Source organism: Metabacillus idriensis, assembly GCF_050483325.1.
Classification (GTDB): domain Bacteria; phylum Bacillota; class Bacilli; order Bacillales; family Bacillaceae; genus Bacillus_P; species Bacillus_P idriensis_A.
This window is the reverse complement of sequence record NZ_JBCMYF010000031.1, coordinates 53034-76891: the sequence shown is the minus strand read 5'-3', so window position 1 is coordinate 76891 and position 23858 is coordinate 53034. Positions and strand designations below refer to the sequence as shown.

Sequence of the window (23858 nt, the reverse complement as noted above, 5' to 3'; positions counted from 1 at the left end):
TCTTGCTCATGTCGTGCGCCTCCTAGCTCATGGAGAGGGTGAAGAGCTCTTCCAGTTCGTCTGTGGACAGCTCTGTGATCCAGCTCTCGCTTTGGATGATTTCATCATTCAAGGATTGCTTTTTATCCAGCATGCCATCAATCTTTTCTTCGATCGTACCGGTTGTAATCAGCTTATGCACATGGACAAATCGGTTTTGGCCAATGCGATATGCGCGGTCTGTTGCCTGATTCTCAACGGCCGGGTTCCACCAGCGGTCATAGTGAACGACATGGTTTGCAGCGGTTAAGTTCAATCCAGTTCCGCCAGCCTTCAAAGACAAGATCAAGATCGAATACTCTTTATTCTGGAACTGCTCCACCATCTTGTCGCGCGCCGCTTTTGCTACACTGCCGTTTAAGAACAAAACTTTCTCTCCAAATTCACGTTCCAGCAAGGATTGAATCATCTCACCCATGCCGATATACTGCGTGAAGATCAAACAGCTTTCATCTTGTTCACGTATCGCCGATACAAGCTCAAGCAGTTTCTCAATTTTATGAGAGCGTGTCGTCACGGACGCTGCACGTTCCTCTTTCAAATAAAGCGCAGGGTGATTACAGATCTGCTTAAGCTTCCCGAGCATCTTTAGAATCAGTGCCTTCCGCTGCATACCCGCAAGCTGTGATACCTGATCAAAGGTATCCTTCACCAGCTGTTCATACAACGAAGCCTGCTCAACTGTAAGCGGGATATACTCTTTCTGCTCCTGCTTCTCAGGCAGATTCAGCGCGACCTGTTCATCGCGCTTCGTCCGGCGCAGCAGGAACGGTTTAATCAGCTGCTGCAGGTTTCCTATAATGGCTGGATCCCGATCTTTCTCAATCGGAAGCACAAATCGCTTATGGAAACTATGCAGGCTGCCAAGAAATCCTGTATTGATAAAATCAAAAATCGACCACAGTTCCGTTAAGCGATTTTCCATCGGCGTTCCTGTCAGAGCGATATGATGATGGCCCTTCAGCTTCCTTATCGCTCTCGACTGTTTCGTGTGCGCATTTTTGATGTTCTGAGCTTCATCCAGACAAATCGCACTCCATGTAACGGAAGCAATCTCTTCATGATCCGCATGGGACAGGCCGTATGACGTCAAAACAATGTCCGTATCGGCCAGCGATACATGAAAATCTTCGCCTTTAGCCCGATTTGGACCGTAATGAAGATGAACGTTCAAGTCAGGTGCAAACTTCTCAATCTCCTTCTGCCAGTTGCCCAGCACCGAAGTTGGCGCAATAATAAGGAACGGCGCCTCACGTTTTTCGTGCTCCACAACATAGGCAAAATAAGCAATCATCTGTATCGTTTTCCCGAGCCCCATATCGTCCGCTAAGCAAGCGCCAAAATGGAACTTCCGCAGAAACAGCAGCCAGTCAACACCTTGCTGCTGATACGGACGGAGATCACCGTGAAAGGTCGAAGGAACATCATGCTTAGGTATATCGGTTATCTCTGTCAATTGACGGAGCATCGACTTCATCTGGCGGCTAAGCTCAATATGAATATTCGCAAACGCACGCGAATCAAGAACCTCATCCTCACTATCACGTGCATCAGCAAGCTCCTGCTGCAGAATATCGGAAAAGTGCAGCCCTTCTTTTTCGGCTTTTTTCAAAATCGACTGCACATGCTTAATAAATGCAGGATCCAGCTTAATCCACTGCCCTTTAAAATTCACAAGGCGGCGGTTATCATTCACCATCCCCATGAATTCTTCCTCGCTCATCTCAACACCATTCGTCGCAAAACGCCAGTTGAAATCGATCAGCGAGTTCATGCCGACAAAGGATTGTCCGCGCGGGGCCGACGACATCTTCGCCTTCAGCATCACTTTTGAATCGCGGACAACCTGCCACCAGGAAGGCAGGAGAATCTCAACGCCGGTGTTGACAAACGTTTCACTCGCACTTGTTAAAAAAAGCCACGCCTCATCCTCGGTAATATGTGTGTTGCCATTCTGAAAAGACAGCCAAGGAACAATTTCCTCAAAGCGCTGCTGCTCGCGTTCAATCCGGTTCATATATCCGCGCCATGGAGTCGGCAGATCCTTCAGTCCCTGAAAAAGATGAAATGAATCCGGGTTTTTCCGGTCCCGCAAAAACAGCTCAAGCTTCCAATCATCGCCATCATAATCCGGCTCATTTAATCGCAGCCCAATCGTAAACGGAGCATCGTCAATTAAGAAGCCGATCTTCTCAAGCCAGTCGCGCTCATCTAGAAAATGCCCCTCAAACTTCTCAGTAGCGGCATAAGCTTCCACAATGTCACTCCAAGCACGCTTCAGGTCTGAATTCCTCTCAATCAAATCGTTCACAGCCGCAGACAGCCAATCCGCCGTAAATCCTTCAAGCTCACCGTCAGTATCGCGCCACCCAAACGCACCATTCTTCCAACGTTCGAAATCAGGCATAAACTCGCCGTTCACGATACAATCATAGATCGCCTCCGCTGCATCAATCAGGGGGACAGCATCGCCGCTATACTCAATATCAGCAAGCGAATTTGTCGTATCTTTTCCAATCAGCTCAACCATCATCCACGGAGACAGCAGAACAGAAGGGACGCCGATGTAGCTCACATCTTCAAGCAGCGATCCAAAGAAAGAGGATTCATGCCATGTGAACAAGTAGCGCCGCATATGATTCGTTCCGAGCGTTTTCTCATCCTTCGTCGTGCACCATACGTAAAAGTGAAAATTCTCGATTTGTTCCGTATGGACGGAGATCTTCAAATCATTCAGCATGAATCAACTTTCCTCTCTTCAGCTCCTCTTGAAAAGCACGCAGGCGCCGGTGCTCATGTGAAAGCTTTTCAAGATAGATGTCAAATTGTGTCTCATTCTTTATCTTCTTATATAAAGTGCGGGCCTTCTTCAAATACCTTACTGCAAGCTTATAGTTGGTTCTTGTCCGCAAAGCGATCTCCTGGCGTATCGCATGGTGATATATTGTCAGCAGTGACTCTGGACTTTCCTTTTCTATCATCTTTAACAAATCGCGGTCAATCTCATACAGTTCAAACCCAAGCAGCAAATGCAACTCTGCCCACGTTCTGAATTGCTTTTTGTTCACGAGAAAATGATGATACTCCGCATAGCTGAAAGGAAGCAGATTTCGGCAGGCATTTTCATACAGCCGCTCGTCCTTGGTCTGATTAGAATAATCAGAAAGCATATCAAGGAAAAAACGAACCGAACGGCGTTTTTCTTCATATGGAATGTCACTGTTTAAAAAAGCATCCGATTTCCCAAGCAAATACGTAAACCACTTCGAAGCACGCTTCCAATTTTTCCGGGAAACAAGATCGCCGACCCAATCGTACAAAATCGGAAACGCTCCATCATTAAACACCTTCATCTTCTCAAATAAAGCATCGTCATCCCCCTGCAGAAAATCCATATGAATCAAAGCAAGACGATATTCAGGCACATCCCGTTCACTTAATTGCTCATTCAGCCAGTCAACTTCATTCTCGATCCACTTCTTTCGATTAAGCAGGCCGATCCAAAGCGCGCGGTAAATGCTGATCCGTTCAAACTGTAAATAACTGCTGACATCAAGCAGCTGATGAAAAACCTCGATGCTTTCCTCCAAAAGAGAATCCAGAGAGAAAGGCAAAGCGAACTTCCGCATCTCCCGCAGTTCGTATGTAATCGATTCAATACACTCTTCAAAATAAGAATGATAAACATGGTGTAACAAATGATCATTTGGTTTCGTCTCATTAAGTAGACGAAGCATGTAGAACAATGTCGCCAGGTTTGCATGGATGAGATAAAACCGTCTGAGGTCCGCATCTTTCGGAGCCTTCTTCTTCAGCACGGGATAATAATGGTTGTACAAGCTCTGAATTTGCTGAATGTTCCGCGGCCGATTCTGAGCCCACCGCTTGTATTCAAACTCAAAAAACGACAGCCAGCTTGAAAGCGAATCATCTTTCCAGCTCACAGGCGGAATCATCTGACTTGCAGGCTTCAGCTGGGCAAGAATCGCCTGCTGCGTCTTGGCATTCCAAGCGTCCAAATATGTACCAACTCGTTCGACGCTTGCATATAAATAAAGAAAGGAAGCCACAACATGACGGCAGGGAAAGGCTGCAGGACAAGAACATGAGCTCATCGTAAAAAAATCAAGCTCAAGCACAACCCGAACAGGCGTCACATCCTGCACATTGGCACTCACTGTGTGTCCATCTATCTTAATGTTGTACACGCTGCCCTGCCGATATAGCATCAGCCCTTTTTTCACAAGATTGCGATCGTCTTCCAACTCAGGCGAAAGCTGATCCTGCAGCTCTTCACCCGCATGCAGAATCAACTCTTTATCCAGATCATGCTGAAGCATGGCACACCGCTCCTTTATAAAGTGATTAGAAAGTATAGTATTGTTGCGCATCTAGTCCTGTTCCATCATCTGTGAATCGGAGCTGAACGGGCGCTTTTGCTTTTCATAGTCAATTCTTTCATTATAACTGATAATGAACAAAGGATAAAACGGAAAGGGAAATTTCGGCAGTGAGGTTTAGGCTCGAGAAAATTCGGGGACATAAAAGATAGTTCGACACGAACCATATAAATAGTTGCCAGTCGACAGAAAACGCAGTATAATCTGCTTGTTGTATAAAATTGTAAAATAACAAGAAAGGAAAATTTGTAGAATGAAAGAAAACAGCCTTAAACAAGAAGAACTTCTGCAAATTTTAATGAACGCCTACCAAAAAGGCGAGCATTCAAATGAAATTACCACCAAAGAACTGCTGGATGAGCTGATTCTTCAATTTAGAAAAGTATACGCATCTTAATAGATTAACACCGAAAGAAGTCCGCAACATAAAATATGCGGACTTTTTTCGTCACCATATGACTAAAGTTCTATTAAACTATTAATAACTCCCTCCGATATTATTAACATAAACATTTAGACAAATATCGACAGTGTTCGAGGGGGATTTATTCAAATGAGTCATTGGATTACACCAGAAGAAATGGAAAGAAAAAGAGAGCTGAAAAAGCGCGTGCTGACAGTCTCCATTCCACTTTTGACAATTTTATGCACAGCACTTGTAACCGTTTTAATTAACGGACTATAATACGTTATGAGATTCGCTTTTTTGCGGGTCTCTTTTTTGCGTTTGAAAAATATTTACACACAATTTACAAATCCTTGTTATAATTGTCATTATTGTTTCGAAAAAGCTAATAAATGACAAAAAATAAGAAATTTATCACTTTTACTGTAAAAATTTGTAGCTATAGACTTGCTCTTTTATTATAATAAGCTTTGTGTTTTTTTATTACATAACTTAAACGGAGGTCAACATGGAAGAAACAATCAGTTTGAAAGAACTGTTTCAAACCTTAAAGAAACGTCTTTCTCTCATTATTATTATCACGGCAATCGCCGCAGCCACCAGCGGAATCATTAGTTACTTTATTCTAACTCCCATCTATCAATCTTCTACCCAAATTCTCGTGAACCAAGCAAAAAGTGATCAGCAGGCATTCAACCCTGGGGAAGTGCAAACTAATCTCCAGTTGATTAATACTTACAACGTGATTATTAAAAGCCCTGCGATTTTAGATAAGGTTATTAAACAATTAGATTTAAACATGAGCAGTGGTCAACTTAACAGCAATGTAACTGTTGGCAGTGAGCAAGACTCACAAGTCGTAAATATTTCTGTGCAAGATGAAGATCCAAAACAGGCTGCTGAGATTGCTAACACAATTGCAACAGTCTTTCAAAAGGATATTGCATCTATCATGAACGTAGATAACGTAAGTGTCCTATCTAAAGCAGAACTCGGAACGGATCCTTCTCCAATTAAGCCAAAACCAATCATGAATATTGCTATAGCACTAGTAGTAGGACTAATGGCGGGTGTAGGTTTAGCCTTTCTTTTTGAATACATGGATAACACCATTAAAACAGAGCAAGACATCGAAAAATACCTTGGTTTGCCTGTGTTAGGTGCTATTAATAGAATCGATATGGAACAGGAATTAAAAGACCAAAAAGCTGCGAATAGCAACGTTAATAGAACAAGAGGTGAGACCATTGGCTCGTAAAGACCGCAAACAAATCTTTCAGCTTCAAAGCAGAAGCTTGGTATCTATGCTTACACCGAGGTCACCTATAGCAGAACAGTACCGGACGATTCGGACAAACATTCAGTTTTCAACAGTAGATGAAGAAATCACATCTATGATTGTAACTTCTGCAGGACCAGGTGAGGGGAAATCCACAACCGCGGCAAACTTAGCCGTTGTATTCGCCCAGCAAGGGAAAAAAGTTCTTTTTATTGATGGAGACTTAAGAAAACCTACAGCTCACTATACCTTTAAGGTAGATAATCATGTAGGTTTAACCAATGTCTTAACAAAACAGACCAGCTTAGCTCAAGCTGCTAAATATTCAGATCAAGAAAACCTCTATCTTCTTACAAGCGGCCCGATTCCGCCAAATCCAGCTGAGCTGCTGGCTTCAAAAGGAATGAGGCAGCTGATTGAGGATGCAAAAAGAGAATATGATCTTATCCTATTTGATACTCCGCCAGTTTTAGTTGTGACAGATGCACAAATCCTGTCAAATGCTGTAGATGGTGTTGTTCTTGTAGTCAGCAGCGGAAAAACGGAACTTGAATCAGCTAAAAAGGCAAAAGATGCCTTAGATCAAGCTCAAGCTAAAATTCTTGGAACGGTCCTTAACAACAAAAAACAGCAGGATCAACAGTACTATTATTACGCTGCAAAATAAAAGATAATTCGACAAAATACACCTCTTTTGAACTAGTTCCATTTATGGTACTATCTCAAAGTGTTTATTAAAAAGCATAGGTATTAAGAGTCTTAATGCCTATGCACCTCTAACTGGGCGGTGGTTTCTATGATTGATATCCATTCACATATTTTACCTGGTGTAGACGATGGGGCTGCAACTAATGAAGAAGCGATTCAAATTGCGAAAGCTGCAGTTAAAGAAGGCATCACCACAATCATTGCCACACCCCATCATCAAAACGGAAAATACATAAACTCTAAGCTTAGCATTCTTGAAAACGTTGAAGCACTAAACACTCTACTTCGAAATGAACACATTCCACTAACCATTTTGCCTGGGCAGGAAACAAGAATTCATGGAGATCTGATGAATGAATTAGAAACCGACGTCATTCTGCCGCTCAACAATACCAACTACGTCTTTATTGAGCTCCCATCTGGACAAGTACCCAGATACACCGAGCAAATGTTATTTGATATCCAGCTCAAGGGTCTCACGCCAGTCATCGTCCATCCTGAACGAAATTCAGAAATTATTGAAAATCCTGATCTTTTATACAAGCTTGTCAGTAAAGGGGCATTAACTCAAATTACATCATCAAGCCTTACAGGTCATTTCGGGAAAAACATCAAAAAGTTCACTCTGCAGCTAGTAGAAGCACAGCTTACCCATTTCCTCGCATCGGATGTTCACAGCTTAAAAAACCGTCCGTTTAGATTGGCTGATGGATACGTTGTTCTTAATAAAGAATTTGGAACACAAGCTGAATACATGTTTAAAGAAAATGCTGAACTATTGGTGCAAAACTTAGCGGCGTACAGAATGGATCCAACGAGAATTAAGAAAAAGAAATTTTTGGGAATATTTTAAGAGGAAACTTGGTGATGCCTCCTCCACCATTATCAAGGGAGGCACTCGGCTGCATTGTGGGTGAGAGACCTTAGACGCCTGTCGTCAAAGGTGTGGTGTGAGGGTGGGTTCGATGCCTAACTTTATTAAAAATAAAGATAGTTAACGAAAGATTGTTACGGTGAGAATGCTTTTCCGTTAACTATTTTAATTACAAATGATAAGAAAAAGGTGAATGTAATGAAAATTGCAGTTGTAGGAACGGGTTATGTAGGTCTTGTGACTGGAACTTGCCTTTCTGAGATTGGTCATACGGTTACTTGTATTGATATCGACCAAAGAAAAGTAGACAAGATGAAAGCGGGATTCTCTCCTATTTATGAACCGGGTCTTGATGAATTGATGCTGAAAAACATTAACGAAAAGAGACTGGATTTTACAACAAATCACGAAGAAGGGTTTAACGGAGCTGATGTCATTTACATAGCTGTAGGGACACCTGAAAAAGAGGATGGTTCAGCAAACCTAAAATATGTTGAGTATGTAGCAAAAGATATTGCTTCAAACGTAAAACAAGATGTTGTAGTAGTTACTAAAAGCACCGTACCTGTTGGTACAAATGATTGGATTAAAGAAGTGATTGAAAATAATTTGGTTCATGATGTAAAAGTTGAGATTGTCTCGAATCCCGAATTCTTGCGGGAAGGTTCTGCTATTTATGACTCCTTTAATGGCGATCGTATTGTCATCGGTTCAAGTTCAGAAAAGGCTGCAACTGTATTAGAAGAAATCAACAAACCATTCGGACTTCCCATCTTCATAACGGACATTCGAAGCGCTGAAATGATTAAATATGCAGCAAATGCTTTCCTTGCAACAAAAATCAGCTTTATTAATGAGATTTCAAACATCTGTGAAAAATTGAATGCTAACGTTGAAGACGTAGCCAATGGCATGGGTCAAGACAGCAGAATTGGTTCTCAGTTCCTAAATGCAGGCATTGGATATGGCGGTTCATGTTTCCCAAAGGATACGAAGGCTCTAATACAAATCGCAGGTAATGTGGAGTATGACTTTGATCTATTAAAAGGCGTTGTGCGTGTTAATCAAAAACAACAAGAAATTCTGTTAAGTAAACTTGAAGAAAGATTTGAAGTTCTAACAGAAAAGAAAGTTGCGATTCTTGGCTTAGCATTCAAGCCAAATACAGATGACATGAGAGAAGCTGCTTCAATCGTCATCACTAAACATTTAATTGAAAAAGGCGCTAACGTTTTCGCATATGATCCTGTTGCAACAGTAAATGCAAAAGAAATCCTGGATCCCAAAGTGAATTATTCTTCAAATGTAACTGAAGCCTTAATGGATGCAGATGCTGCAATGATTCTTACAGAGTGGAATGAATTTAAAGACTTGGATTTGAACGTATTCCAAGAGCAAATGAAATCACCTATTATCTTTGATGGCCGTAATTGCTATGACCTTGAGGTTGTTAAGAACCACAACCTTGAGTATCACTCAATGGGAAGAAAAACAATAAATACGGTGAAACTAACTGCTGTTAATTAAATAAAAGGGGCGTTTTAATTGAAAAAAGTAAGAAAGGCTATTATTCCAGCTGCGGGCTTAGGAACTCGTTTTTTACCTGCTACAAAGGCGATGCCAAAAGAAATGCTTCCGATTGTCGATAAGCCGACAATTCAATATATCATTGAAGAAGCCATTGAATCTGGAATTGAAGACCTTATTATTGTAACAGGCAAAGGAAAAAGGGCAATCGAAGATCATTTTGATCACAACTTTGAACTTGAACAAAATCTTATAGAAAAAGAAAAGTATGACTTGCTTGAAAAAGTCAAACATTCATCAGGAATTAACCTTCATTACATTCGTCAAAAAGAACCAAAAGGTCTTGGGCATGCCGTATGGTGCGCGCGTAAATTTATCGGGAGCGAACCGTTTGCAGTATTACTAGGGGACGATATTGTACAAGCTGAAACCCCATGCCTAAAGCAATTAATTAACGAATATGACAATACTGGTTCGTCTGTAATCGGTGTTCAGACGGTTGGAAATGATCAAACGCACCGTTATGGGATTATTGATCCTTTAACTAAAGAAGGCAAGCTTTATCAAGTAAACCGGTTTGTAGAAAAGCCAAAGCAGGGTACTGCTCCTTCAAACCTGGCAATTATGGGACGCTATGTCTTAACTCCGGAGATATTTGCACTCTTAGAAAATCAGGAAACAGGTGCCGGCGGAGAAATTCAGTTGACAGACGCTATTCAGAAATTAAACGAACAGCAGCATGTCTATGCTTATGATTTTGCCGGAAAGCGTTATGATGTGGGTGAAAAATTCGGCTTCATCCAGACGACCATAGAATTTGCCCTGCAACATGATGATCTTAAAACAGAACTGATTGAACTCATGAAAAAGCTAGTTGAACAGGAAAGCCTAAAATTATCGAATTAAGGAAGTGGCGCGGAATGTCAGAGTGGGCAAAGGAAAGAACGGCACAGCCCCCGCATCATCAGGCAGTAGTTGATTTCGGTACAACAACTTCTACCTACAAACTTGTAAAGCGCTCTATGGACGTTACAGGAGCACTTCTGGGAATTATACTTTTAAGTCTTTTATTTATTGTTGTAGCGATAGCGATTAAGCTGGAAGATCCAAAAGGCCCTGTTTTTTTTACTCAGAAACGAGTAGGGAAAAATGGAGTAGAGTTTAATATGTTTAAATTCAGGTCAATGGTAAGCGATGCGGAAGAGAGACTGAAAGATTTGCTTTCTTTAAATGAAGTAACCGGTGCGATGTTCAAGATGAAAAACGATCCGAGAATTACTAAGGTTGGAAAGTTCATCAGGAAAACAAGCATCGATGAATTGCCGCAGCTGTTTAATGTTCTAAAGGGTGACATGAGTCTGGTCGGACCCCGTCCTCCTCTTCCGAGAGAGGTCGCTGAGTATTCTGATTATGATAAACAGCGGTTATTGGTTACACCGGGTTGCACAGGAGTATGGCAAGTAAGCGCCAGAAACAGTGTAGGTTTTCATGAAATGGTTGAGATGGATCTTTATTACATTAAACATCAGTCGGTCATGACGGATGTAAAAATTCTATGCAAAACAGTCATTGTCCTATTTGGATCGAAAAATGCATTTTAAGGCAGGGTGAAACTTATATGGAAAAACACGCTAAAATTTACGTGGCTGGTCACAGAGGCTTAGTAGGATCAGCCATTTTAAGAAAACTTCAATCTGAAGGATATACAAACTTAGTCTACAAAACCAGCAGTGAATTAGACCTGCGTGATCCAAAGCAAGTTTACGCTTTCTTTGAAAAGGAAAATATCGATTATGTTTTCCTCGCAGCAGCGAAAGTTGGGGGCATTGTAGCAAACAATGAATATCCTGCAGATTTTATTAGAGATAACTTAATGATTCAGACAAACGTGATTGATGCTGCTAATAAAAACAATGTTGAAAAGCTTCTTTTCTTAGGAAGCACATGTATCTATCCAAAATTAGCACCACAGCCGCTTAAAGAACATTATCTATTAACAGGTGAGCTGGAGCCCACAAATGAACCATATGCAATTGCTAAAATTGCTGGTATTAAAATGTGCCAATCGTACAACCGTCAGTATGGCACTAAATATATCTCTGCAATGCCTACTAATCTTTATGGTGAAAATGATAACTTTGATTTACATACATCACATGTTCTTCCGGCTCTTATTAGAAAGTTCCATGAAGCGAAAGAAAACAAGGCGGATTTTGTTGAAGTTTGGGGAACAGGATCACCAAAAAGAGAATTCTTATATTCAGATGACCTTGCAGATGCTTGTCTTTTCTTAATGAACAACTATGAAGGCGATGACATTGTAAACATTGGAGTTGGAGAAGATCTTCCGATTGGTGAACTTGCAGCAAAAGTGAAAACCGTAGTTGGGTTTGAAGGCGAAATTCGGTTCGATACATCTAAACCTGACGGTACGCCACGAAAGCTAGTAGATGTATCCCGTATTAACAGCTTAGGGTGGAAAGCAACTACATCCCTCGATGTGGGATTACAAAAAGCGTACACATGGTTTTTACAAAACGAACTGATTAAACAATAAAGAACACACACTTGGAGGCAATCATGAAAAAGGCACTAATCACAGGCGTAACAGGACAAGACGGATCATACTTGGCAGAATTTCTGCTTGAAAAAGGCTATGAAGTACACGGATTAATTCGCCGCAGCTCTTCATACAACCAAGAGCGTTTAGAGGATCTCTTAACAGAAGAGGGAGCAAACGCGTTCTTAAACCATTCAAATTTTAACCTTCACTACGGTGATGTTACTGATGCATTAAACGTAACCCGTATTATCGGTGAAATCAAACCAAACGAAATTTATAATCTTGCAGCACAATCTCACGTACGTGTTTCCTTTGACATGCCTGGATACACACTAGATGTTGATGCTAAAGGTACACTCAACATCCTTGAAGCTGTACGTATTTTAGGTCTAACAGATAAAACACGCGTCTATCAAGCGTCTACTTCTGAATTATACGGAAAAGTACAGGAAGTACCACAAAAAGAAACAACACCTTTCTACCCGCGTTCTCCATACGGGGTTGCTAAAATTTACGGCTTCTGGATTACGAAGAATTACCGTGAATCTTACAATATGTTCGCAGTAAACGGTATTCTGTTTAACCACGAGTCAGAACGCCGCGGAGAAACGTTCGTTACAAGAAAAATCACTTTAGCAGCCTCTCGTATTGCCCAAGGCAAGCAAAACAAATTGCTGCTTGGAAATTTAGAATCTCTACGTGACTGGGGTTATGCAAAAGATTACGTTGAGTGCATGTGGTTAATCTTACAGCACGATAAACCAGAAGATTTTGTTATCGCTACAGGGGAAATGCATACTGTGCGTGAATTTGTAGAGCTAGCATTCGAGCACACGGGCATTGAGATTGAATGGAAAGGTGAAGGTGTGGAAGAGAAAGGAATTAACAAAACTACCGGTGAGGTTATTGTAGAAATTGATCCAGCATTTTTCCGTCCTGCTGAAGTTGACCAGTTATTGGGGGATCCAACAAAAGCAAAAACATTATTAGGATGGAATCCTAATAAGACTTCTTTTAACAAGTTAGTAAAAATTATGGTCGAGGCTGATATGAAGAAGGTTGAGAGTGAGAACAAAGTTAAGGTAATGTTCAATTAATCACTTTGTTAAAAGAAGTTTAGAAAGCGATTGTTAATATGATAAAAAAATTATACAGCTATGCAGGCTTAATAATGTTATTTGCACTATTAAGTCGGTTATTTGGATTTTTTAGAGAACTACAGATTAGTTATTATTACGGGACAACTCTTTCAGCGGATATGTTTTATATTGTTTCATCTATTCCACTAGTTTTATATACTAGTTTTGCAATAGCCTATTCCAATGCTTTTCTTCCTAACTATCACAAGTCTAAAGATGATGAAAAAGATAGTTTTTTATTTTCAAGTACTGTTTTAATCTTCTTGATAAGTATTATAGTTAGTATGGTAATGTTTTTATTTCCAACCTTTATACTAAAAACTATTGCACCAGGTATAGATAAAGATATCATTAGCCAATATGTTCAAGCAGTAAGGATAGTCTCAATACAGGTATTCTTTATAGGTTTTAATGGCTTATTTAATGGTTTATTAAATGCTAGGGGGAAGTATTTTATTCCCTCTTTATTCAATATGTTATTTACTTTGATGGTAACTCTAACTTTATATATATTACATTCTCAAACAATGAATATTGTCTTTTGGGGCATAACTGTAGTTTACGTTATTCAATTTCTTGTGCAGTTAGCTCTAATTAGTAAGAATTTATTGAACATTGATAAATATCGGATTAACTTTAGTATGATAAAAATTCAGTTTTATGAAACAATGTACATCTTTTCAGGATCTTCGCTATCTCAAGTAAATTATTTTATAGATAGGGCTCTTGCTTCCACAATATATATAGGAGCTTTGTCAACTGTAAATTATGTGCACAAGTTAAATGGGTTTCTAATAGGTCTAATAGGGTTATTAATCTCAAATTTATTATTTCCTATTATTTCTAAAAAAATTAATGAAATTGATGCTAGAGAAATTAATGAAAAAAATAATGTACTTCAGAATATAGATAAATTTGTTTATATTATCATGGCTGTTATTATACCTATCACATTAATATTGTCCATCTTCAGTGAGGAAATTGTATCTAGGTTGTTTGGAAACGGAGAATTTAGTAATAAAGATGTGTTAAATGTTTCAGAGGCATTTTCGATCTTGATTTTAGGAACAGGTTTTTATATTTTAAAGGATTTATATAGCTACTCTCTATATGCAATTAACAAAAGTAAAATAGTACTCATGATTAGTCTTTGTTCAGTTTTGGTAAATATATTTTTTAACTATATCCTAGTAAATAATTATGGTGTTAATGGTTTAATGAGTGCATCATTAATTTCTTACATTGTAGCTGCATCTATAAGCTTGTGGGCAATAAATAAACATAACTTACATCTGTTTTCTGTAAGAAGACATATAATTCTGTTAGTAAGCTTACTTGTTCCACTTTTAATTGGTATATTTCTTTGAATCAAAAAAGTTAACGTATAACTATGCAAACTAACAAGGAGAATCATAAATTATGATTGATAAGATAAGAAATCGTATAAAAAAAATATATTTGACAAATCCTAACCGTTATAATGCCCAATTTTTAGATATGAATGAAACTAATAATGATATTAGAGGAGCAATACAAAACAAAACCCCATTTTTCGCTTCGAGATTGGGTTCAGTGGAGTTATCAGCACTTAATATATATTATAAAAAAAAGGAATGGCCGAATTCCATTAAACAACAGATGAGTAATAATGCCGGATTTTTCCCAACAGATAATAAAAACTTAATGAAGTTTTGTAACCTTTATATCAATGAGATACCTTGTATAGACTTATTAGGTGTTTGGTATAACGAAGGCGAAAGCGAATTGTTTAATCAATATAATTCTAGAGGAGTAATAACTGAATTAAAAAATTTAGAACCTTATTATTCTTCTAATCCATGGTCAGCAGCTTTAAAGGGGAAAAATGTTTTAATTATCCATCCATTTGCAGAAACGATTAGGGATCAATATAAAAATCGTCAATATATTTTTGATAATAAGAATATACTCCCGGAATTTAACCTGATTACTTTAAAATCTGTTCAGACAATATCCAATAACAAAACTGGATTTGAGGATTGGTTCTCCGCTTTAAAATATATGAAAGATCAAATAAAGGATATTAATTTCGATGTGGCTATCATAGGTGCTGGAGCATATGGTTTACCACTAGGTGCTTATATAAAAGAATTGAATAAAGTAGCTATCCATTTAGGGGGATCTACTCAAATATTATTTGGAATTAAGGGTTCTCGTTGGGACAACCATCCAATTATCAGTGGATTTTACAACCAGTATTGGTGTAGGCCTTATGAATCGGAAAGACCAGAAGGATTCAAAAATGTCGAAAAAGGGTGCTACTGGTAATATAATCAAATACCTTAACAATATAAATATTCTATATATCTTCCCTAAAAGGGAGAAATTCAATAAAGGAAGAATTTTGCATGAATGAAATTACTTCTACTTCTATAAATAAAAATTTAATATATGTTTTGAATAATTTTGTATTGGTATTAATTCATATTTTGTTAATGATTGATTTTATAATGATTGATCTTAATGTACCAATCATTTTAGAATTTGGCTTACTTTTATTGATTTTAATAAATATAAAAAAACTCATGTGTTACAAAGTGAATAAAGCAGATGGAATTATTATAATAATAATGTCGTTCATTTTGTGTATGCTTTTACTGTATCGGTACCTTATTACAAGTGTTTCATTTGTAGAAATAAGGTATCTAATTATAAGCGTACTAATTATTTTGCTTTTTAGTACTATAGATGTTTCTAAAAAGGTTTGGGATAAAATAAGTTTAATCACTCTTTTTACTGGAATAATACTAATACTAATGAATTATAACTCATCAATGATTGGCGCTTATTTTTATGCGGAAAAGAATGCATTTGCTCCAATTTTGCTAATCTCGACTATCTGGATAATTGGTACTTTTACCACGAGATCAAAATTTTTTACAATAATTTTCTTGATTCTATCACTTTTTAGTTTAGCAATTCTTCAGTCGCGCTTAAACTTAATCACTCTTATTATTGTAGTGGTCTTATTATTAGTGTACTTATCTACAAAGAATATGACACAAAAAAATTTAGTATGGGTAATATCTTCGTTTTTTTTAATCTCAATTTTATTATACTTATTCTTTACCTCAGAGATATTTTCTGAAGTAGTCTTACGTCAAAATTATTTAATGTATGTTCAAGGTAATAGTCTTCTCGATAAAATAACATCAGGAAGGATTACATCATTTAATAATAATCTTAAATATTTTCAAGAATCTCCGCTTTTTGGCACCTTTTTTAATCAGTATTATATAAATAATGACCCCAATTCTTCAGTAGGTATACATTCCATATGGGTGAGGTTCTTGTCTTATGGCGGTATATTGTTATTTATTCCATTTTTTATAATTGTTTTTATTTTGGTGAAAAAAGTAAAAAAAGAGTCGAAAATTAACATAGTCACGAGTAGCTTATTAATAGTAGGGTTGGTTAATTCATTTGGAGAGCCATTTGCCCCATTTGGACCGCTATCATCTTATTTTTTATTTTGGGCTATGCTTGGTTTTGCGTTAAAGGAGAAGATATGAGAAGCGTATATAGGATAATAAGAGATGATATAAATCATTATTCGCAAAATCAAAAAGGGATAGGTAAAATCATTGTAATTTTTTATTACCAAGGACTTTTAGGTTTAATTTTATATCGCTTCTTAAACTATTTATTTTTGCAATCAAAAGAAAAATTTTTTTTGAAAATTATATACAATATTTTATTTTTAATATTATATATTCCATTTAAAAATAGAACAGGTTTAGAGTTACATCCAGAGGCAAATATTGGGCGGAATTTATATATTCCTCATGGGAACTCTGTAGTTTTAAATAAAAAAGTTTTAATCGGCAATGGTGTTACTATTCATCAAAATACAACTCTAGGGATAAATTATAGAACTGAAGAAGCTCCTACTATATCTGATAATGTGTTCATTGGAACAAATTGTAGCATTATTGGCGGAATTCGTGTAGGAAAGAACGCTACAGTTCTGTCTAATTCAGCTGTTGTAAAAGATGTTGATGATTATGGCATAGTAGGTGGCGTTCCAGCTGCTAAAATAAATAAAAATATGTAGTGTTAGATTATATAAAATTATAAGGAGCTTCACAAATGAGTACTAGTGCCCCGGTTGTAGTGTTCGGATACAATAGACCAAATGATTTATATAATTTGTTAGATGCTCTTAGCAAATGCAAGGGTATTGAGAATACAGATGTGTATATATACATAGATGGTCCTAGAAAATCCATAGATAATGAGTTGGTTAATAAATCAATACGTGTTGCTTACGAAATTGAGGGATTTAAATCTAAAAAGGTAGTAATTAGTAAGATAAACAAGGGTTTAGCTGCATCTATTATCGACGGTGTATCTACTATTTTAAAGCAGTATAAGAAGATTATCGTTTTAGAGGACGATCTTATTCTAAATAATGAATTTCTTGTTATTATGAATAGAATGTTAGATTGTTATAAAAACGACCCTAAAATTTGGTCTATAAGTGGATATTCATTTCCTATCGATGTATCTGATATAAAGCAGGATTGGTATTCTGTAACTAGATCTTCATCATGGGGGTGGGCAACCTGGGAAGATAGATGGAGCACTATTGATTGGGATATAAATAGCTTGTTAAATAATAATAAAAATAAGATTCCAAAACTTTTTAGAGAGATAAAGGACTCTAAAATGATGATTTATAATTATTTAAATGGGTTTATCAATTCATGGGCTTTACGTTGGACACTTAACCAGTTTTTCCAGAATAAAGTATCGTTATCACCTAAGTACTCAATTGTGAAGAATAATGGTTTTTCTAGCAATGCCACTCATGGAAGTATGAGGTCAGATTATAATGAAAACTATCGCCCTGAATTTACTCCCATAAGTGTTGATTATGTAGAAGATGAAAAAATAAAAAAGAGATTTGCAAATTATACAAAACCAACATTAATTAATTATTTTTCTTACATGTTAAAGAAATTCAAACTATATTATTTTGCTAGGGAAGCGGTAAGGAAATGGAAGAGATAATTGTTATAAATGCTGTTACTGCTCGATATGGTGGACAAGAGGTGGTATTAAAGCACTTTTTAAATTTTGCAAAAAAACAGGCTAACTATAACTTCATTTTTTTTGTAAATCATAATTTTGATTTCTGGAAATGGAGTGAATATTCAAACATACAATTAATTCCTATAAAAAATGATTCTTTTGTTTCAAGGTTGAAATGGGACATTTATGAATTAAATAAGAGGGTAAAATCTTTAAATAATAAAGTAATTTATGCAATATCTCTACAAAACACAGGTTTTTATTTAAAAAATGTAAAAAAAGGAGTCCTCTTACATAATATAATACCATTTCAAGATAAAAGATGGTCTTTATTTAATAAAGAGGAACGTAGATTTTGGTTTTTAAGGAGTATTTATAAAAAGTTCCAAAAAATGTCGATAAAGAACAATACTGAAATTTTTGTCCAAACAGAGCACATGCGGAATGTTTTAAAAAACGATTTTCCTAAAAATGCAATATTACTTATAAATCATAATGATCAAGATATTGATTTAATCAAAAGTGAGTTCAAAAATAAAGATAAACAAGTAATTTATTTTTATCCATCTGATGATTATAGTTACAAGAATCACAAGATGCTTATTGATGCCGTATCAATTATTCTAGGGAAGGGAATCATACCTAATTTTAAAGTAATATTCACTTTAAGTGAAGATTCTTGGGTTTTTAAATATTGTAGTGATAAAAAAGTTGGTGATTATTTTAATTTTATTGGACGTATTGATAATGCAAAAGTATTACAACTATATAATGAAACAACACTCATCTTCCTTAGCGAAATGGAATCCTTAGGATTACCAATAGTTGAAGCAAAAAGTTTTCATTGTAATATCATCACATTTGCAACGCCGTATGCATTAGAACTACTTGGAGATTATTCAACTTGTAAATTTCTTGCCTATGATAAAAATGATTATGATTTTAATGTTAGACAAGTAATAAGTGCAATCATGAAAGTGGAAAAAAAAGTTATCCCTTTTATTCCTACCATTTTAAATTAAATATGTATATGGAGAAGTTATATTGAAAAAAATTACATTTGTTATTAATTACTTTTATCCTGACTTAGCTTCTACAGGCCAAATAATGACTGAACTTTGTCAAGACTTACAAAATGATTTTTATATTACAGTTATCGCAGCACAACCTGGATATGCTGGTGAAAAAAAAATCAGTTTAAAATTATTTGAAGAGGACTATTTTGAGAACATAAAAATCATTCGTATTCGCTTACCAAAAGTTGATAAAAAGTCCAAGTTAAGCCGGATGAAATATATATTCTCATATTTTGCTTTAGCTAACATAGCTTTACTTAAAGAAAAAAGCGTAGATGTAATTTACACAATTTCCCAACCTCCTGTTTTGGGAGGTCTGATTGGCACCATTGGGAAATTTCTAAAGCGTTCGAAGCATATTTATAATATCCAAGATTTTAATCCCGAGCAAGCAGCTGCCATTAGCTATACCAACAAAGAGTCCATATTTAAAATAGCTAAGAAAATTGATATGTTAAATTGTAGTTATTCGGACAAAGTTATCTTGGTCGGTAATGATATGAGTGAAACACTTAACCACCGGTTTTCCGGTAAAAGAGTACCTGATCATGTAGTTATCAATAACTGGACCAACGAAGAAGATATCATTCCATTGGAAAACAATGAACCTGAGATTCAACAGTTCATACAGAAAAACGGATTGTTAGGCAAGTTTATTGTAATGTACTCTGGCAATATAGGGTTGTATTACGATTTAGAGAATATTATTAAGGTTACTGAACACTTTAAAGAAAATAATGAAATCGCCTTTGTATTTATTGGGGAAGGGGCCGTTAAGGGTGATATGCAGTCGTTTGTTCAGCAAAAAGAAATCTCGAATGTTCACTTCTTACCTTACCAGCCAAAGGATTTTATAAAGTACTCCTTGAATGCAGCAGATGTCCATTTAGTGGTAAATCAAAAAGGAATCAAAGGAGTTTCAGTTCCTAGTAAGATTTATGGTGTAATGGCATCAGGGAAACCAATTTTAGGTGTCTTAGAGCAAGGTAGTGAGGCGTATATGCTTATTACTAAAAGTAATTGTGGTGTGGTAGTTGAGCCGAAAGAATATGAAGAAATTATTCAGGCTATACAAAATCTCTATGAGATGAACCGTAATGATCTGAAGGAAATTGGTCTAAATGGCAGAGACTATTTAGATCAACACCTAAAGAGAGAAATATCAATCAATAAATATCGCAAAGTCTTAAAAGAGGTATCTGAATCCTGATTGGACATTAGTCAAGGATGCTGTTAATACATTAAAACATAATATAGTGTAACATTATAGAGGTCAGGCTTTGCAAATGCCTGATTTTTTTATGGAGGAATTTTTATGAAACTAGTACTACTCTCAGGCGGCTCAGGCAAACGCCTTTGGCCCCTGTCAAATGACACACGCTCCAAACAGTTTTTAAAAGTGCTGGAGGACCAGGAAGGTACACGCCAATCTATGGTGCAGCGTGTATGGAATCAGTTGGAGACCGTTGGATTATCTGATTCTGCTGTGATTGCAACATCAAAGACTCAAACTGAAATGATTTATACTCAATTGGGTACGGATGTACCGTTAATTATTGAACCGGAACGAAGAGACACTTTCCCTGCGATTGCTCTTGCCGGTTCTTTTTTATTTTCTGAGAAGCATACGGACTTGGATGAGACGGTGATTGTGCTGCCGGTTGATCCGTATGTACATGACAACTTCTTTGAACGAGTAAAGGTATTGGACAATGTATTGCAAAGCTCCGGTGCTGACTTGGCATTGATGGGAGTAAAACCTACGTATCCTTCTTCTAAATACGGCTATATTGTGCCCGAAAGTGAAGAGGATGGTTTTTATCATGTTGAGCGTTTCACGGAAAAGCCGAGTGAGGAAAAGGCTGTAACGTTGATCGAGCAGCACGCTCTCTGGAACTGCGGTGTATTTGCATTTAAACTGCGCTATCTGATTGACATTCTTGAGGCGAAGCAGCTGCCGATTACGTACGATGTTCTTTCTGCTCACTACAGTGATCTGCCAAAAATCAGCTTCGATTATGAAGTTGTAGAGAAGGCCAAGCACATTGTTGCTGTTCCGTATGAAGGATACTGGAAGGATCTTGGTACCTGGAATACCCTTACTGAAGAAATGGCTACTGCCCAAATCGGAAAAGGGATTATTTCGAATGATTCAGAGAACACACATCTAGTAAATGAATTAGAAATTCCTGTTACAGTCGTTGGATTATCAGATGTGGTGGTTGCTGCCAGCCCCGACGGAATTCTGGTTGCAGATAAAGCATCAAGTCCGAAAATTAAGGATTTGATTGGAGTTTTTAATAACCCTCCTATGTACGAAGAGCGAATCTGGGGCTGGTCGAAGGTTCTGGATTATGCAAAATATGAAAACGAAGAAATGGTGACGAAACGCATTTGCATTAATGCTGGAAAAAATTCGACTTACCATTATCATAATCTGAGGAACGAAGTATGGACGATTGTCCGCGGTGAAGGAGAACTTGTTCTAAACGACAGCATCCGCCGCGTAAAAGCAGGAGACATCATTCATATTCCTGTTGGGAAAAAGCATGCAATTCGTGCCATTAAAGAGCTCGAGTTCATTGAAGTGCAGACAGGAAAAGAAGTGGTCGATACTGACTTTATCCGGTTGTATGCTGACTGGGAAGAAATTCTTCTTCACTACTACAGCTCACAGGCACAGGTTATTGTCTAAACGATGAAGACCATTGTTTATTATATTTCTGAATATGGCTATGGACATGCCACCCGTTCCATAGCCCTTATTCGGGAGCTGATGAACCAGAGTGAAGTAAGAGTTGTGATCTGCAACTCCTTCGCCATGGATTTTATAAAGGATTCTGTGCACGAGTGTGGTGAAAGGATTGTTTATCATCGTGTTTCGACGGATGTTGGTTATATCCTGAAGGAACAGTCTTTAGATATCGATACAGCTGCTCTTAGTGAAGCGTGCAGATACTATTTAAAAACTCTTCCAGGCGTTGTTTCTGCAGAAGCTGCGTTTTTACGAGACTATGACGTTGACCTTATTATCTCTGATATTTCCCCGCTTGCTTTTGAAGTGGCTGAACGCTTGCAGGTACCGTCACTGGGGATATCAAATTTCACCTGGCATACGGCTTATAAGAATGTCATCAATCAAGAGCTGTTGGCGGCTTTTGCTGACAGTTATGATAAGATGGATTATTTTTTCTCATTAGCAGGAAGTGCTGAGCCTCAGTGGGGCGTTAAAGACAATCAGTCATTTGGCTTTTTTAGCAGGAGAGTAAATAAAGCAGAAGTTACAAAGATACGTGATTCTCTCGATCCTAGAGGCGGTAAGCATCTTGTATTTCTGCCAATTGGGATGAAAATTAATTTGGGTGATATCACGAACCTTCCCCTTTGGGAGCGAGAGAATTGTGTTTTCGTAGTATCGAGCAATATGACGATTGACCATCCGAATGTACATAAAATCCCTTCATCCTATACAGAGGTTCAAAACTATGTGGCAGCGGCTGATTTAGTCATTTCAAAAGCGGGATGGGGAACAATCAGCGAAGCGGCTGGAAACGGTACTTCACTGACTATCATTAACCGTCCGGGTATGGAGGAAGACCAAAATACCATTGCATTTTTGAAGGATCACCGTTTTTGCTCGTTGATTACTTGGGAAGATTTGTATGATTTAAACATAGAGGAACACATTAAAAAAGAGAGACTTGAACACCTGAATGAAGTCGGTCTGCTGGCTGAGGGTGTAATAGATATTCTTGAGACAGAAGCGAACGCTGAAAAGGAGGGGCTGTAGCATGATCTTAGTCATCGGGGGAGCAGGCTATATCGGGAGTCATGTAGTAATAGAACTGCTGAAAACAAAAGAGGTGGTTATTCTTGATAATCTTTCGACCGGACATCGATGGGCAGTGGACGAAAGAGCTGTTTTCGTAGAAGGTGATCTCGGCAATAAAGAAGACTTGAATGCTCTTTTCTCTCAGTATCAAATCGAGGCTGTTATGCATTTTGCTGCAAGCAGCTTAGTGGGTGAGTCGGTAACCAATCCAATGAAGTATTATATGAATAATGTTTCTTCCACACTCACGTTGCTTCAAACAATGCTGGAGTTTGGAATCAACAAATTTATCTTTTCATCAACAGCAGCTACGTATGGTATTCCGAATGTAGACATGATTACGGAAGAGACTGTGACAAATCCTATTAACCCATACGGCCAGTCGAAATTGATGGTGGAACATATTCTTTCTGATCTTGCTAAATCGAATGATCTGAAATATGTTGTACTGCGTTACTTTAATGCAGCGGGTGCCTATGAGTCAGGAGAGATTGGTGAAGAGCACGATCCGGAAACGCACCTTATTCCAATAATCCTGCAGCACCTGCTTGGACAAAGAGAAAGCATCTCTATTTTCGGTTCAGATTATGAGACAGAGGATGGCACGTGCATTCGCGATTATATTCACGTAACAGACCTGGCCAATGCTCATATCCTAGCACTGGAAGCGCTGCTTGAAGGAAAGAAAGAGACGGCTACTTATAACCTTGGCAATGGTCTTGGCTATTCGGTTAAAGAAGTAGTTGAAATGTGTGAGAACGTAACTGGTAAAAAGGCAAATGTTGTAATGGCTGACCGAAGAGCTGGTGATCCGGCGAGGCTTGTTGCATCTTCGGACAAGATATACGAAGAGCTTGGATGGAAAACAGACTACTCTCTGGAAAAAATCATTTCAACCGCCTGGAACTGGCATATAACAAGAGTGCCGGTAAAGGGCTAAAT

The 23858-nt window shown here is 37.6% G+C and carries 22 protein-coding genes; 20 read left to right on the top strand and 2 right to left on the bottom strand.

Annotation, left to right across the window (positions count from 1 at the left end; translation table 11 throughout):
- Window positions 1–22: 22 nt before the first annotated feature.
- Both ABEQ24_RS17680 and ABEQ24_RS17675 read right to left on the bottom strand, forming a co-directional pair.
- Window positions 23–2779: a DEAD/DEAH box helicase gene (locus tag ABEQ24_RS17680; RefSeq protein WP_430008025.1), complete on the bottom strand. Its 2757-nt coding sequence runs from the start codon at window positions 2777–2779 to the stop codon at window positions 23–25.
- On the bottom strand, window positions 2769–4379 hold the full coding sequence (locus ABEQ24_RS17675) for an SWIM zinc finger family protein (RefSeq protein ID WP_430008024.1): 1611 nt from the start codon (window positions 4377–4379) through the stop codon (window positions 2769–2771). Before ABEQ24_RS17675 ends, ABEQ24_RS17680 begins: the two co-directional genes overlap by 11 nt.
- A gap of 313 nt (window positions 4380–4692) precedes the next feature.
- Between ABEQ24_RS17675 and ABEQ24_RS17670 the strand changes: the two genes are divergently transcribed.
- The 20 genes from ABEQ24_RS17670 (at window position 4693) to galE (ending at window position 23856) form a co-directional block, all read left to right on the top strand.
- A complete protein-coding gene (locus tag ABEQ24_RS17670) occupies window positions 4693–4836 on the top strand; it encodes a hypothetical protein (RefSeq protein ID WP_430008023.1) in 144 nt (47 codons plus the stop codon).
- A 156-nt stretch (window positions 4837–4992) separates the two neighbouring features.
- Window positions 4993–5124 carry a hypothetical protein gene (locus ABEQ24_RS17665; protein WP_430008022.1) on the top strand — a complete coding sequence of 44 codons (132 nt, stop codon included), beginning with the start codon at window positions 4993–4995 and terminating at the stop codon, window positions 5122–5124.
- 229 nt (window positions 5125–5353) lie between these two features.
- Window positions 5354–6103: a YveK family protein gene (locus tag ABEQ24_RS17660; RefSeq protein ID WP_430008021.1), complete on the top strand. Its 750-nt coding sequence runs from the start codon at window positions 5354–5356 to the stop codon at window positions 6101–6103.
- Complete coding sequence (locus ABEQ24_RS17655; RefSeq protein ID WP_430008020.1) at window positions 6093–6791, top strand: CpsD/CapB family tyrosine-protein kinase; 699 nt, start codon at window positions 6093–6095, stop codon at window positions 6789–6791. Before ABEQ24_RS17660 ends, ABEQ24_RS17655 begins: the two co-directional genes overlap by 11 nt.
- A 129-nt stretch (window positions 6792–6920) precedes the next feature.
- Window positions 6921–7685 carry a tyrosine-protein phosphatase gene (locus ABEQ24_RS17650; protein WP_430008019.1) on the top strand — a complete coding sequence of 255 codons (765 nt, stop codon included), beginning with the start codon at window positions 6921–6923 and terminating at the stop codon, window positions 7683–7685.
- A 219-nt stretch (window positions 7686–7904) separates the two neighbouring features.
- Entirely contained in the window at window positions 7905–9233 is a 1329-nt protein-coding gene (locus ABEQ24_RS17645) for a UDP-glucose dehydrogenase family protein (RefSeq protein ID WP_430008018.1), read from the top strand.
- An 18-nt stretch (window positions 9234–9251) separates the two neighbouring features.
- Entirely contained in the window at window positions 9252–10139 is an 888-nt protein-coding gene (gene galU / locus ABEQ24_RS17640; RefSeq protein ID WP_430008017.1) for a UTP--glucose-1-phosphate uridylyltransferase GalU, read from the top strand.
- A gap of 14 nt (window positions 10140–10153) precedes the next feature.
- Window positions 10154–10834, top strand: coding sequence for a sugar transferase (locus tag ABEQ24_RS17635; protein ID WP_430008016.1), 681 nt, complete (start codon window positions 10154–10156; stop codon window positions 10832–10834).
- Between the two features lie 17 nt (window positions 10835–10851).
- Window positions 10852–11790, top strand: a complete 939-nt coding sequence (fcl, locus tag ABEQ24_RS17630; RefSeq protein ID WP_430008015.1) for a GDP-L-fucose synthase — start codon at window positions 10852–10854, stop codon at window positions 11788–11790.
- A 23-nt stretch (window positions 11791–11813) separates the two neighbouring features.
- Entirely contained in the window at window positions 11814–12893 is a 1080-nt protein-coding gene (gene gmd, locus ABEQ24_RS17625) for a GDP-mannose 4,6-dehydratase (protein WP_430008014.1), read from the top strand.
- A 38-nt stretch (window positions 12894–12931) separates the two neighbouring features.
- Complete coding sequence (locus ABEQ24_RS17620; protein ID WP_430008013.1) at window positions 12932–14302, top strand: lipid II flippase MurJ; 1371 nt, start codon at window positions 12932–12934, stop codon at window positions 14300–14302.
- A gap of 52 nt (window positions 14303–14354) precedes the next feature.
- Window positions 14355–15242: a hypothetical protein gene (locus ABEQ24_RS17615; RefSeq protein ID WP_430008012.1), complete on the top strand. Its 888-nt coding sequence runs from the start codon at window positions 14355–14357 to the stop codon at window positions 15240–15242.
- Window positions 15243–15322: 80 nt separating this feature from the next.
- Window positions 15323–16486: an O-antigen ligase family protein gene (locus tag ABEQ24_RS17610; RefSeq protein ID WP_430008011.1), complete on the top strand. Its 1164-nt coding sequence runs from the start codon at window positions 15323–15325 to the stop codon at window positions 16484–16486.
- On the top strand, window positions 16483–17028 hold the full coding sequence (locus tag ABEQ24_RS17605) for a serine O-acetyltransferase (protein WP_430008010.1): 546 nt from the start codon (window positions 16483–16485) through the stop codon (window positions 17026–17028). The genes ABEQ24_RS17610 and ABEQ24_RS17605 overlap by 4 nt, the downstream gene beginning before the upstream one ends.
- A 35-nt stretch (window positions 17029–17063) precedes the next feature.
- Window positions 17064–17987 (top strand): hypothetical protein, encoded by a 924-nt coding sequence (locus ABEQ24_RS17600; protein ID WP_430008009.1) that lies wholly within the window; start codon window positions 17064–17066, stop codon window positions 17985–17987.
- Window positions 17975–19030, top strand: coding sequence for a glycosyltransferase (locus tag ABEQ24_RS17595; protein ID WP_430008008.1), 1056 nt, complete (start codon window positions 17975–17977; stop codon window positions 19028–19030). The genes ABEQ24_RS17600 and ABEQ24_RS17595 overlap by 13 nt, the downstream gene beginning before the upstream one ends.
- A gap of 22 nt (window positions 19031–19052) precedes the next feature.
- Window positions 19053–20294, top strand: a complete 1242-nt coding sequence (locus ABEQ24_RS17590) for a glycosyltransferase family 4 protein (RefSeq protein WP_430008007.1) — start codon at window positions 19053–19055, stop codon at window positions 20292–20294.
- Window positions 20295–20399: 105 nt separating this feature from the next.
- Complete coding sequence (locus ABEQ24_RS17585) at window positions 20400–21779, top strand: sugar phosphate nucleotidyltransferase (protein ID WP_430008006.1); 1380 nt, start codon at window positions 20400–20402, stop codon at window positions 21777–21779.
- Window positions 21780–21782: 3 nt separating this feature from the next.
- Window positions 21783–22874, top strand: a complete 1092-nt coding sequence (locus ABEQ24_RS17580; RefSeq protein WP_430008005.1) for a glycosyltransferase — start codon at window positions 21783–21785, stop codon at window positions 22872–22874.
- 1 nt (window position 22875) lies between these two features.
- Complete coding sequence (galE, locus tag ABEQ24_RS17575) at window positions 22876–23856, top strand: UDP-glucose 4-epimerase GalE (RefSeq protein WP_430008004.1); 981 nt, start codon at window positions 22876–22878, stop codon at window positions 23854–23856.
- The last annotated feature ends 2 nt before the right edge of the window (window positions 23857–23858 follow it).